The following is a 13,183-nucleotide window of genomic DNA, read 5'->3' on the forward strand; positions in this document are numbered from 1 at the left end:
ACTAAGCGCAGACTGCAGCCCCCTGATCCCCTAATGAAATGGCTACCCCCGCCGCCGCCCGTGATCGCCCACTAAGCTTTCACAGGGGGCTCATCGGAGACCGTTGCCATGAAAGTAGCTATTGCCGCCATCGACTTAGGAAAACGTACCTTCCATCTGCATGCACAAGATGAGCGCGGGAATGAGCTCTACCGCAAAAAATTCACTCGAATGACGCTCATCCAACATCTGGCGAATCTCGAACCCTGCACCGTCGTGATGGAAGCCTGTGGCGGCGCCCACTTCATGGCACAACAGGTCGCCAAGCTGGGCCATACGCCCAAGCTCATCGCCCCTCATCTCGTGCGTCCTTACGTGAAAAGCAACAAGAACGACTTCGCCGATGCCGAGGCGATCTGCGAGGCGGCGACTCGCCCCACCATGCGCTTTGTGCCGCCCAAAACCCAGGCCCAACAGGCGCTGGCCATGCTCAACTCCACCCGCGATGCGTTCATCAAAGACCGCACCGCAACCGTCAATCGGATTCACGCCGCCCTTCTGGAGGTTGGCGTCAGCCTGGCCCCCGGCTTCAAGTCGATCAATGAACTGCCGGGGCTGCTTGAGACGAGTTCATTCTCTGAGGCCATCAAACTAAATCTGACGATGCTGCATGAGCACTTCAACTACCTGACTGAGCGGATCAAGACACTGGATAAGCGAGTGCAATGCCAGGCCGCTGAAGATGATCTGGCATCGCGCTTGATGACAATACCGTGCTTAGGCCCGATCACCTCCACCGTCCTGGCTGCCGAGTTGGGCGATGGCAAACAATTCAAATGCGGCCGAGGCTATTCAGCCTCCATCGGGCTGGTGCCCAAACAGCATTCCACGGGCGACAAGACCGTCCTGTTGGGCATCAGCAAGCGCGGTGATCGAAACCAGAGGCGCCTGCTCATCCAGTGCGCCCGTGTCTACCTGATCCAGCTGGAGCGACAGAAAGGCGCTTTGGCGGACTGGGTCCGCCAGTTATTAGCGTCCCACCATCACTCCAATCTCGTGGTCTGTGCGCTGGCCAACAAGCTGGCGAGGATCGCCTGGGCAATCGCAGCACACCACACTGAATTCGATGCAGGGCCAGCCAAGATGAACGCCTGACCCTGCTGTCACCCGAGCACCACCCACCTGGTTTTGCGATGCTGGATAACAGATGACGTGAACGGCCAACCGGCCTGACGACAACCCTGAGCTCCTACACGGCTGAAAGGCCGTTCCACTAATTAGGATCGTCGGGCATCGATTCTCATCGAGGCGCGGGGACCACAACCCCCACTCAGACGCCGGATAGATGAAAGCAAGCCAAACACGCATCAAAAACAGTATTGCAGAAAAGGGGGTAACCATAGATGTAGGAGCTGTCGAGTGCAACGAGGCTGCGATCTCTTAAAAGGCCAGATCAAAAGATCGCAGCCTCGTTGCACTCGACAGCTCCTACAAGGATCCGGCGTTGCCGGCCCTGTGCAAATCGCTTAGTCCGCTTGGACGATGTTGCGCTCGAAAGCTGACTCCATAGTCGCCCACAGCACCAATCACCCCCCTGAAATGCAGGTCGGGCAGGTCTGACCTGGGCATGAGGACGACATGATAAAAACAATAATCGCCCCACAATCGCTGCACCCTCGCGTACAGCTGGCCATGCTCTTGCTGGCTGGTGGACTGGGCAGTCAAGCCAGCGCCATGAATTTCCAGCCGAACGAGGATTTGAGCGTCGACTGGGACACCACGCTGACGTACAGCCTGGCCTGGCGGGCCGAGTCCCGCGATCACAAGCTGACGGCCAATGCCAACGGCAACGATGGCGACAACGCGTTCGACAAAGGCAGCCTGATCAACAACCGCAGCGGTTTTCTCACCGAGGCCAACATCAAATGGCGTGAGGATTACGGGGTGTTCCTGCGTGGGACGGGGTTCTACGACAACGTTTACGATCAGGGCAACGACAACGACACGGGCACCTCGAACTGCTTCGCCGGTGGTCATTGCAACCGTCCCGACCGGTTCTCCCAGGACACCATCGATCAACACCGCAATGAACTGCGCATGCTCGATTACTACGCGTATGGCACCTGGGACATCGGTGGCCACAACTTCAACGCGCGGCTCGGCAATCAGGTGGTGAGCTGGGGTGAAAGCCTGTTCTACCCCGGCATTTCCGCCGCCCAGAGCCCGGTGGATGCGACCAAGTCGACCACTCCCGGGGTTGAGGTCAAGGAGATCTTGCTGCCCGTCGGCCAACTGTTTACCCAGTTCAGCCTGACCGACAGCCTCGATCTGCAGGCCTACTACCAATACAAATGGGAAAAGACCGAGCTGTTCGGCGTGGGTAGCTACTTTTCCACCACCGACTTCATCGACGAGGGCGGCTTCAACGATGCCAGCGGTTTCCTGACACGCCTGGGTGACGACAAGCCGAGCGACAGCGGCCAATACGGTGTGGCCCTGACCTATGCGGCAGAGTCGCTGAACAACACCGAGTTCGGCCTCTACTACTCGCGCTACCACGACAAGACCCCGTCACTGGATTTCCAGACCGACCTGGGGCACTACCGGGTGCGCTACTTCGACAACATCGACCTGTACGGCGCGAGTTTCGCCACGGTGCTGGGCAGCGTGAGCTGGGCCGGTGAAGTCAGCTACCGCGACGGTCAGCCAGTGATGGTCGATAACGGTTTCTCAAGCCCGGTGCGCGGCAAAACCATGCAGGCGCAGACGTCGATGATCTACGTGCTCGGCCCGACATCATGGGCCGACAACACCACCCTGATCGGTGAGCTGGTCTACAACACCGTGCTCAGCAACGACAAGTCGGAACCGGTGACATTCGCCCCTGGATTCTCGCAGCCGGGCACCGACAGTCTGGTCTACGACCGCGACGCCTTCGGTTACACGGTTCAGGCGAACTTCGATTACAACAACGTGTTCAGCGGCTGGGACATGTCGGTGCCCGTCACCTACAGCACCGCCGCCCAGCATGACAGCGCACTGGTGGGCTCGATCAACTCAGGCCAGGGCGACGACCGCGCGAGCATCGGCAGCTCGTGGCGCTATCTGGGCAACTTCACCGTTGAAGCCCGTTACAACGCCTACCTGGGCAACGCCAACAACGCCCCGTTGGCCGACCGCGACAACGTCGCCCTCAACTTCAAATACCGGTTCTGAATCCCCTGATGGAGGAGCACAGCATGTCTAGATTTACCCACACATTGTTGGGCACGGCGTTGGCCGTCAGCCTGCTCGGCAGTGGCCTGGTTCAGGCCAAAATCAGCAATGAAGAAGCTGCACGCCTGGGTCAGGACCTGACCCCGATGGGTGCCGAGAAAGCGGGCAACGCCGACGGCAGCATCCCGGCCTGGACCGGAAAATGGCGCGGCCTGCCGCCGCAACTCAAGTATGCCGGCCCCGGTACGCCGTACCCGGACCCGTACTCGGCAGAAAAACCGTTGTTCGTGATCAACGCGCAGAACATGGACAAGTACGCCGACAACCTCACCGATGGCCAAAAAGCGTTGCTAAAACGCTACCCCTCGACCTTCAACATTCCGGTGTATCCGAGCCATCGCGACTTCCGTTTCGATCAGCGCTTGGAAGACCTCGTCAAGAAAAACGCGGTCAGCGCCGAACTGGCCAACGACAACAACGACACGCAAAACGCCTGGGGCGCCTCGCCGTTCCCGATTCCCAAGAACGGTAGCGAGTTGATGTTCAACCATACGCTGGCCGGACGCGCCAATACCGAAGAGGCCAACTACGGGCAGGCGGTGGTCTATTCCAACAAGGAACGGGTACTGGAAGAGGTCAATTACAAGATCTTCTCGATCTGGTCCAGCCCGGATAAAACCTTGGAGAGCGCCAACGGCATTCTCACCAACTTCCTGATCACCACCCTGGAGCCGGTGCGCAAGAAAGGCGAGATTGTCGTCGGTCACGAGTTCATCAACCCGACCGCCTCACCTCGCCAGGCCTGGCAGTACAGCCCGGGTCAACGTCGGGTACGTCGTGCGCCAACTGTAGGCTATGACTCACCGAGCGGCGCCGGCGGTTTTCGGGTGTATGACGAAGACCGTTTGTTCAACGGTGCACCGGATCGCTACAACTGGACCATCGTCGGCAAGAAAGAAATCTACATTCCGTACCACAACTACAAGATCGACGACCCGAGCGTGAGTACCGACCAGATCCTGGCCACCACCGGCCACATCGATCCGCAGTACATGCGCTATGAAAAGCACCGCGTCTGGGTCTTGCAGGCAACACTTAAAGAAGGCGCCCGGCATGTTTACGCCAAGCGTGTGTTGTACCTGGACGAGGATTCCTGGGCCGCTACCCTGGCCGACAACTACGACAGCCGCGGCGTGCTCTGGCGCACCAACATGCAAACTTCGATCTACGCCTACGAGCTGCAGCGCTACCACGCTCGCCTCGGGATCTACCATGACCTGATCGCCGGCTCCTATCTGGTTGACCGGATGTTGATCGATCAAAAACCCGCCAAACTCAACGCTACCGCCTTCACTGAAGACGAATTCACCCCCGGCAACCTGCGCAAACTCGGCACTCGCTAAGCCCTCTGCGCCCTGACCGAATAACTCGGTCAGGGCGTTGTGCTTTTTTGAACTCGCTCATTTCACGGAAAACTCCCATGAATAAATTGCTCACTGGCGTCATCACCGTGGCCAGCGTCAGCCTGTCGATGCAGGCCAATGCCCTGAACATCCTGCTGACCAACGACGACGGTTGTCGGGCGCCCGGCATCGATGCGATGTACCGGGCGCTGACCGCCGCCGGGCATCAGGTGACCCTCGTTGGTCCGTTGAACGACAGCAGTGGCATCAGCGCGGCCAGCGTGGTCGTGCCCGGGCAGGCGTTGGCAGTGACCGAGTTGGCGCCAGGCAAATTTTGTGTCGGACCACCCGAGGGCTACACCCCGCCCCCGGGCAAGACTTCCGCCATCGGCACCCCGGTGGATGCAGTCAATGTTGGCCTGGACGTGCTGCTCAAAGGCAATCCGCCAGACCTGGTGGTGTCGGGCAGTAATTTTGGCGAAAACGTCGGCCCGCTGACGCAAATGTCCGGCACCTTGAACGCAGCGATCCGCGCAATGTTCAAGGGCATTCCGGCGGTGGCGGTGTCGACCGCCATCGACATGGACCTGATCATCCGCGACCAACAGGCCGGCTACCGCAAAACCCTCGATGCCATGGATGACACCGCCCGGTTTGCGGTGAAGGTTATTGAGCAGGCAAGCCTGGCGGGTGCTCAAGCCAAAAAGGCCTGTGGAAAAAACAACCCCGACTGCGAATTGAATGTGCTCGGTTTGCCGGGTGTCAGCGGGTTGAATATCAATTACCCGGCGCTGGCGGCCAGTGACGTCAAAGGCGTGAGTGTTGCCCCGATCGGCAATTGGGATCGGGTGAACTTCACTTCTCAGCGCGGCACCGACGGCGTGGTTCACGTCAACCTGGTGGCCCCGCCGACACCGACGGTCGCCCAGCAACAGGCCGATGCGTATCAGTTGTGGCAGGGGCATGCGGTGATCACCGTGATCGACGGCAACATGAGTGCACCCAGTGCGGTGCAGGATCAGGCGAAGGAAATGTTGCGGGGAATAAAACCTTAAGGCACGCAGAACCTCCCTTGTGGGAGCGAGCTTGCTCCGGGCGGCGTTCCGACGATTGCGGTTTGACATTCAGTATTGATGTCTCTGACACACCGCCATCGCGAGCAAGCTCGCTCCCACAGGGTTACTGGGTGTACACAAAATCTGCGAACACCCCGAACTATTGTGGGAGCGAGCTTGCTCCGGGCGGCGTTCCGACGATGGAGGCGACACGGTTTCTGCTCAAACCCAGATCGCATCCCACAGCGGATACTCGCCCAGCTTCTCTACTAACCCTGCCCGCAACGGGTTCGCAACGACATAGCGAGCAAGCTTCACCAAGTCCTCATCTCGCCGCAACGCCCGATCGTAATAACCCTGTTGCCAAAGGCTGCCTCTTCGACCGCAGGACATGTTCACCGAGCGCGTACTCAATGATTTGGTTTTTTGCATCAGTTCACTCAGTGAACACTGCTGCAATTCGATCAACCAATGAAAATGATCGGGCATGACGACCCAGGCCAAAGACTTCGCCCAGCCTTGTTCCTGGGCACTTCGAAATTGGTCAACGACCAACCTGCCCAAGCCGAAATCCTTGAAAACGGGTTCTCGGCCAAGTGTGTTGGTGGTCAGTAGATAAATCCCGTTGGGTTCGGGATAGCGGCCAATGCGTAGACGATGTGAAGCGGGTAAGTCAGGCATTCCTTTGCCTCTCTCATGCAGATGTCATGAGAAGGCTAGACCTGTAAATGCCAGAGGGTGAGGCAGACTTTGAGCTAAATGTGTCTGATAGATAGCCATCGCGAGCAAGCTCGCTCCCACAGGGTTATTGGGTGTACGCAACATCCGAGAGCAACCGAAATTACTGTGGGAGCGAGCTTGCTCGCGATGACATAGTTACTGGCGACATAGATGTTGAATGTGCCGGCCTCTTCGCGAGCAAGCTCACTCCCACAGGTTATGTGTTCTCTCCAGATAGCCCCCTGCGCAGGTCTGCCGCGGCATCGGACAAGGCTTGCGCAGCGCGCTCGACAAACGGCGCCATGCTGATAAAACCGTGAATCATGCCCTCGCAGCGCTGCACGCGCACCGCCACGCCGGCTTCCCGCAGACGCAAGGCAAACGCCTCGCCCTCATCCCGCAAAGGATCAAACTCGGCGCTGATCAGGGTGGTCGGCGGCAAGTCCGCCAATCGGTCGGCGCGCAACGGCGAGGCCAAGGGATCATCCCCCTGATCGGCATCCCGCAGGTACTGCTGCCAAAACCAGTACATCATCGCACCGGTGAGGAAATAGCCCTCGGCAAAATCCTCATAAGACTGACTGTCGCAACGGGCGTCGGTGACCGGGTAAAACAGGCACTGATGACTGATTTTCGGCCCCTGACGTTGCGCCGCCAGCCGACTCACGGCGAGCGCCAGGTTGCCCCCGGCGCTGTCCCCGGCCAAGCCGAGCCGGTTGCCATCAACGCCCAGTTCAGACGCATGCTCGACCAGCCAGCATGTGGCCGCATAACAATCGAGTGGTGCCGCCGGGAATTTGTTTTCCGGCGCCAGTCTGTAGGCGACCGACACCACCACCGCCTCCGTCAAACTGGCGAGTGAACGGCAGAGGTTGTCATGGGTGTCGAGGTTGCCCATGACAAAACCGCCTCCGTGGAAGAACACCAACAGCGGCAGGTTGTCCTGCTCCAGTGGCCGGTACAGCCGCGCATCCAGCTCGCCCGCCGCGCCCGCGACCCGCAGGTGACGCACTTCGATCATCGGGTCGCCGGGGATGGCGGGCAGCAGGTTGTCGGAAAACTGCCGATATTGCTTGGCATCGAGCTGGCTGAAATCCGGCTCCGGCAGGTCGCGAAACTGCTGGAGCACTGCGACGATCTGGTTATCGAGCGGCATCGGCATTTCCCTCTACATCGGTCATTTGAAACTGCGGATTGGTTTCTTCCAGGATGCTTTGCATACGTCGCTCCAGCGCCGGTTTGAAACCTTTGTGAGGGAAGACCCAGAAGCGTTTTTCGGCGATGGCGGCGAACACCTGCTCCGCCAGCTCGCTCGGCGTCATGCCTTGGCGGATGCTGCTATCGAGCAATTGACTGAATGACGAACCGGCCGCGTCCACCACTTGATTCGACGCCATGATTTCACTGGCCACCGGCCCTGGGCACACTACCGAGACCGATATCGGCACACCGAGCATGCTCAATTCGTAGTGCAGGGTTTCCGAGAGTGCGACCACTGCCTGCTTGGTCACGTTGTAAGGCGCCATCAACGGGCTGCTGAGCAAGCCCGCGAGTGACGCCGTGTTGATCACATGGGCCGCCCGCCCCTGGCGCAAAAACAGCGGCACGAAACTGCGAATGCCATTGATCACACCGGTGAGGTTGACGTTGAGCATCCGCTGCCATTGCTGCGCAGTGATTTCCCAGCTGTAGCCGGTCTGCATCACTCCGGCGTTGTTGAACAGCAGATCAACCCCGCCAAAGTGATCGAGGGCGATATCGCGCAAGCGCTCGACTTGCGCCAGATCGCCAACATCCGTGACGCAAGCAATCGCCTGCGCACCGCCCGTCTGTAGTTCATCGCACAGCGCTTGCAACCCCGGCCCATCGAGATCGGCCAGCACCAGGCGCATCCCCAGCCTTGCCGCATGCTCGGCCAAACCTCGGCCAATACCACTGGCGGCCCCGGTAATCACCGCGACCGGCCCTTGTTCATTGCTCATCGCCAACTCCTGCACTGGGTCCAATGGCGTCAGTAGAGCGGGCGGGCGTAAACCGGCCATCGTCCATTCAGACGATGCCCGCTTCTACAGGGGCGGCAGAATCCGTGACAGGCGCCAAGCCCGTGAACCCTGGGAGAATAATAAGATGAGTACCTTGCACCGCATCGAAGCCAAACTGCTGGAAGACCGCTACGCCCGTGGCTGGCATTGTCTGGGCCTGGCTGCCCAATACCGCGACGGCAAGACCCATCGCCTGGAGGTGTTCGGCACCCGGCTGGTGGCCTTTCAGGGCGAAGACGGCGAGCTGCATATTCTGGATGGCTATTGCCCGCACATGGGCGCCGACCTCAGTACCGGTTGCGTTGAAGGCAACTCGATTCGCTGCCCGTTCCACGCCTGGCGCTGGGGTGCCGATGGTGTCTGCGATGACATTCCTTACGCCAAACGCATTCCGCCACGGGCCCGGCTCAAGAGCTGGCCACTCATGGAAGAAAACCAGTTGCTGTTCGTCTGGAATGACCCGGAAGGCAACCCGCCGCTCCCTGAGCAACGCATCCCGCGCATTGACGCTTGCTTCAGTGACGAGTGGGCCGCGTGGGAAGTCGCCGATCTGCAAATCGGCACCAACTGCCGCGAACTGATCGACAACATCGCCGACATGGCGCACTTCGGCACGGTACATGGCGCCCCCGTCGAGGCGTTCAGCAACGTCTTCGAAGGCCATCTGGCCACCCAGATCATGAGTGCCCGCAGCGAGCGTTTGTCCGGCGACAGCGCGTTGAGCACCGTGGCCACCTACTTCGGCCCGGCCTACCAGATCACCGAAATGACCGGCGCGATGAACGGCCAGCCGATCCATTCGATCCTGCTCAACTGCCATGTGCCGATCGACCTCGACAGCTTCACCCTGCGCTATGGCGTGCTGGTGAAAAAGATTCCGGGGCTGAGCGAAGAACAGAATCAGGCGATGGCCAAGGCCTATGTGCAACAGGCCCAGGAAGCCTTCTACGAGGACGTGACGATCTGGCACAACAAGACCCGCGTCGACAATCCGTTGCTGTGTGACGGCGACGGTCCGGTCTATCAGTTGCGCCGCTGGTACGAGCAGTTCTACACCGACGTCGCGGCGCTCTCGGCCGACGTGCTGGAGCAAAAACGGTTCGTCGTGCGCGCCAGCGAACGGGCCTGAACACAGCGGCCTTTTGCGCTCCCTGCGCCTGACCGGCAGCCGCCCGTCAGGCCTCGAGCCCGAGCGTTGCAAGGAGTCGATATCGGCGCTTATTCTCGGCCACCGCCAACGCTAATAATAAGAACGGTTTTCCCTATGCAGCAGAGTCTCAGCCTCGATACGTTCAGTGATTTGATCGGCAACCTCTATCAGGGACCGCTGGAAACCATTCCCTGGGCGACCTTTCTCAACCAGCTCAACGTGTACCTGGAAAGCAAGTACGTGACCTTCATCCTGCGTCCGCCCAGCGCGCATGTGGATGGCTTGATGGTCAACACCACCGGCACGTCGACCGAGGCGACCGCGTCGTATAACAAACACTTTTTCACCCTCGACCCGTTTGTCGACCTGCCCAACCGCCAGGTGGTGACCCTCGCCGAGTTCGTGTCCAACGACGATTGGCAGCACTCGGAGTTCTACAAGAATTTCCTCGAACCGGTGGATGTGTTCCACATTCTCGGCGCCGACATCAACACCTGCGACGGCGCCCAGTGCCGTATCCGCATCAGTCGCGGACGCGATGACAAGGCCTTCGGCAACGAAGAGAAAGCCCTGTTGACGCACTTCATCCCGCACCTGGAACGCTCGATCAAGATCCACATGCAGCTCAATCGCATCGAAGCCGAGCGCAACCTCTACGCCGGCGCGGTGAATCAATTGGCGGTCGGTACGATCATCCTCGACGAGGCTGGCAAAGTGCTGCAAACCAACCAGGTCGCCGATCGGCTGATCCAGGAAAAGGACGGCATCAAACTGGTCAACGACGGCCTGCAAGTCGGTACTGCGCGAGACACTCAAGAGTTTCGGCGTTTGGTGAAGCAGTCGCTGCTCTCGCAAAAAAGCAGCAACCCGTCGGTGGTCGAAGCGCTTCGTGTGCAACGACCGTCCGGGCGGGCGGACCTAGGGATCATCGTGCGCTCGGTGCCGTTGTCGGACTGGAGCGAAGGCAAACAATGCCCCACCGTGGTGATTTTCATCAGCGACCCGGAACAGCAGTCCACCGCGCCACAGGAGATCGTCCGCGCGCTGTTCGACTTCACCCCGGCCGAAACTCAACTGGCCATGTTGTTGGCCAACGGCTTGACCCTCGACGAAGCCTCCGAGGAGCTGGGCATCAGCCGCAACACCTCGCGGGCACACCTGCGGTCAACCTTCTCCAAGACCGGCGTGACCCGCCAGACCATGCTCGTGCGGCTGATCCTGCGCAGCGTGGCGACCCTCGGTTAGCGTTCAACCTCCGCCCTCGTCCGCTCGGACGATGGCGGCCATCCCGGCACGGCGCAAAGTGGCTTTATCCCAACCAGGGGCCTGACCATGCGCAACTGTCCGACCATCCTCAAGACTGAATTGCTGGCTGAAAGCGGCTATTTTCAGATCGAAGCTTTGCACCTGCAATTCAGCAATGGCCAGCAGCGGGTTTACGAGCGTCTGCGCGGCACCGGTTATCGCTCGGTGATGCTGGTGGCGATGCCCGATCCGCTGCATGTATTGCTGGTCCGTGAATATGCGGTCGGTGTCGAAAAAACCGTGCTCGGCCTGCCCAAGGGCGGCGCGGAGCCTGATGAAGACTATCTGCAAGCGGCGCAACGCGAACTCTGCGAAGAAGTCGGGATGCGCGCTGCACGCCTCAGCGAACTGGGCGAACTGACCCTGGCGCCGGGTCACCTGTGCCATCGCTACCGGGTGGTGCTGGCCGAACAGTTGAGTCCCTGCCAACTGGTCGGCGACGAGCCCGAACCGCTGGAATGCCTGCGCGTGCCGCTGACGCAGATCCCCGACCTGGTCGCCCGCGGCGAACTCAACGAAGCGCGGGCCATTGCTGCACTGTTCATGGCCATGGGGGCCCTCGCCCGGCGGGGTTGACACGCAAAACCTGTGTGCGAGCTTGCTCCGGGCGGCGTTCCGACGAAGAGGCCGGCACATTCAACATTGATGTCGCCTGACACACCGTCATCGCGAGCAAGCTCGCTCCCACAGGAGATCGAGGTCGTACGCAAATACACGGGCTGACCCTCTAACCAATGTGGGAGCGAGCTTGCTCGCGATGAGGCCAGTTCATTCAACATTGATGTCGCCTGACACACCGCCATCGCGAGCAAGCTCGCTCCCACAGGGGATCGAGGTCGTACGCAAATACCCGGGCTGACCCTCTAAGCAATGTGGGAGCGAGTTTGCTTGCGATGAGGCCGGCACATTCGACATTGATGTCGCCTGACACACCGCCATCGCGAGCAAGCTCGCTTGTATGTTTAGACTTGAAGGGGTGGGCGGGACTAAAAGCTCGATTCTGACTCTGACCAGTACAGACCGTGGGAGACTTCTCGTCCCGCCCTTTCTACCCAAAGCGCCGATAAGGAATTCATCGGTAAAACCGACGATAGAGGCAAGCCAGCGCAACGGTAGACCCCGACAAGCTCTTAAACCCTAGCTCCGAGGATTCGTCATGACAATCCTTACTTCGCAGACGGTTGTTGGCATCGATATCGCCAAGGCTGAAATAGTTATCTATCGCTCCGACCTGCAAACCACTGACGCCATCAAGAACGATCGAACAGCCCTTAAACGCTGGCTTAAAACATTGCCCGCCCAAAGCGCTATCGCCGTTGAAGCCACCAACATCTACCACCTGGACACTGTCGAGTTGGCCCATGCGATGGGTCACCAGGTCTATGTCGTGGATGCTTATCGGGTGAGCAACTATCGCCGCGGCATCGGCCAGCGAGCCAAGAACGATCCCTGCGATGCCCGTCTGCTGGCGCGTTATTTGACGAACGAACAAGACGGACTGCGGATCTGGAGCCCGCCACCCAAGGCCTACACCTCGCTGAAAAGCCTGCTCCACAGGCGTGCAACGCTAATCCAGAACCATGCCGGTCTGATGCTGAGCTGGGCCAATGAACCCTTGTTGAAGAAAGTGCAGACCGCCCAGCAAAAGGCCTTCAAGCAAGCGGATCAGGCCATTCAGAAACTGCTGCGCAAGGTCTGCAAAGAGGCGGGTATTGAAGAGAATATCGACCGCTGCAAAGCCATCGAAGGGGTTGGCGAACTGACTGCAACCGGGTTGGCGACGACCTTTATGCGCGGTGATTTTGCCAATAGTGATGCGTTCATCGCGTTTCTAGGGATGGACCTTACGGTCGATGACTCCGGGAAGAAGAACGGCCCCCGGCACTTGACCAAAAAAGGGGATCCGGAAGTACGCCGGTTGGCTTACAACGCCGCAATGGCAGCCTGTCGCTCAGCTAAATGGAAACCGTTTTACGAGTCATATTTGGCAAGAGGCTTCTCGAAAACCCAGGCATTGGTGGCCCTTGCCCGGAAACTCTGCCGGGTGGCATTTGCCCTGATGAAAAATCAGAGCAAATACCAGCCGGCCTGAAGTTGCGGGGTTGCCCTGCAACATAGAATCTCCCACAGGGGATCGAGGTCGTACGCAAATACCCGGGCTGGCCCTCTAACCAATGTGGGAGCGAGCTTGCTCGCGATGAGGCCGGCACATTCAACATTAGCGTCGCCTGACACACCGCCATCGCGAGCAAGCTCGCTCCCACAGGGGGTCGAGGTCGTACGCAAATATCCGGGCTGACCCTCCCACAGGGG

General features: G+C 59.5%; 10 protein-coding genes and 1 pseudogene. 8 read left to right on the forward strand and 3 right to left on the reverse strand.

Annotated features, from left to right (window positions below; all coding sequences use genetic code 11):
* Positions 1 to 108: 108 nt before the first annotated feature.
* The 4 genes from ACMXYH_RS19870 (at position 109) to surE (ending at position 5,653) form a co-directional block, all read left to right on the forward strand.
* Positions 109 to 1,134 (forward strand): IS110 family transposase, encoded by a 1,026-nt coding sequence (locus ACMXYH_RS19870; RefSeq protein ID WP_415764593.1) that lies wholly within the window; start codon positions 109 to 111, stop codon positions 1,132 to 1,134.
* 483 nt (positions 1,135 to 1,617) lie between these two features.
* The gene (locus tag ACMXYH_RS19875) at positions 1,618 to 3,195 is read left to right on the forward strand and encodes a DUF1302 domain-containing protein (RefSeq protein WP_415764594.1); all 1,578 of its coding nucleotides are present in this window, start codon (positions 1,618 to 1,620) and stop codon (positions 3,193 to 3,195) included.
* A gap of 23 nt (positions 3,196 to 3,218) precedes the next feature.
* Positions 3,219 to 4,598 (forward strand): DUF1329 domain-containing protein, encoded by a 1,380-nt coding sequence (locus ACMXYH_RS19880; protein ID WP_415764595.1) that lies wholly within the window; start codon positions 3,219 to 3,221, stop codon positions 4,596 to 4,598.
* A 77-nt stretch (positions 4,599 to 4,675) separates the two neighbouring features.
* Positions 4,676 to 5,653 carry a 5'/3'-nucleotidase SurE gene (gene surE / locus ACMXYH_RS19885; protein ID WP_415764596.1) on the forward strand — a complete coding sequence of 326 codons (978 nt, stop codon included), beginning with the start codon at positions 4,676 to 4,678 and terminating at the stop codon, positions 5,651 to 5,653.
* 222 nt (positions 5,654 to 5,875) lie between these two features.
* Here surE and ACMXYH_RS19890 read toward each other — a convergent pair whose 3' ends face one another.
* From ACMXYH_RS19890 to ACMXYH_RS19900, 3 genes are all read right to left on the reverse strand, one after another.
* Positions 5,876 to 6,334 (reverse strand): REP-associated tyrosine transposase, encoded by a 459-nt coding sequence (locus ACMXYH_RS19890; RefSeq protein ID WP_415764597.1) that lies wholly within the window; start codon positions 6,332 to 6,334, stop codon positions 5,876 to 5,878.
* 256 nt (positions 6,335 to 6,590) lie between these two features.
* Positions 6,591 to 7,529 carry an alpha/beta hydrolase gene (locus ACMXYH_RS19895; RefSeq protein WP_415764598.1) on the reverse strand — a complete coding sequence of 313 codons (939 nt, stop codon included), beginning with the start codon at positions 7,527 to 7,529 and terminating at the stop codon, positions 6,591 to 6,593.
* Complete coding sequence (locus ACMXYH_RS19900) at positions 7,516 to 8,355, reverse strand: SDR family NAD(P)-dependent oxidoreductase (protein WP_415764600.1); 840 nt, start codon at positions 8,353 to 8,355, stop codon at positions 7,516 to 7,518. The genes ACMXYH_RS19895 and ACMXYH_RS19900 overlap by 14 nt, the downstream gene beginning before the upstream one ends.
* Positions 8,356 to 8,500: 145 nt before the next feature.
* Between ACMXYH_RS19900 and ACMXYH_RS19905 the strand changes: the two genes are divergently transcribed.
* From ACMXYH_RS19905 to ACMXYH_RS19920, 4 genes and pseudogenes are all read left to right on the forward strand, one after another.
* On the forward strand, positions 8,501 to 9,544 hold the full coding sequence (locus ACMXYH_RS19905) for a Rieske 2Fe-2S domain-containing protein (RefSeq protein ID WP_415764601.1): 1,044 nt from the start codon (positions 8,501 to 8,503) through the stop codon (positions 9,542 to 9,544).
* Positions 9,545 to 9,679: 135 nt separating this feature from the next.
* Positions 9,680 to 10,810: a helix-turn-helix transcriptional regulator gene (locus ACMXYH_RS19910; RefSeq protein WP_046054842.1), complete on the forward strand. Its 1,131-nt coding sequence runs from the start codon at positions 9,680 to 9,682 to the stop codon at positions 10,808 to 10,810.
* Between the two features lie 87 nt (positions 10,811 to 10,897).
* Entirely contained in the window at positions 10,898 to 11,446 is a 549-nt protein-coding gene (gene nudE / locus ACMXYH_RS19915; RefSeq protein ID WP_415764602.1) for an ADP compounds hydrolase NudE, read from the forward strand.
* Between the two features lie 580 nt (positions 11,447 to 12,026).
* A pseudogene (locus ACMXYH_RS19920) lies at positions 12,027 to 12,988 on the forward strand (IS110 family transposase).
* Positions 12,989 to 13,183: the final 195 nt, after the last annotated feature.

Source organism: Pseudomonas frigoris (assembly GCF_047758635.1).
GTDB classification, from domain to species: domain Bacteria; phylum Pseudomonadota; class Gammaproteobacteria; order Pseudomonadales; family Pseudomonadaceae; genus Aquipseudomonas; species Aquipseudomonas frigoris.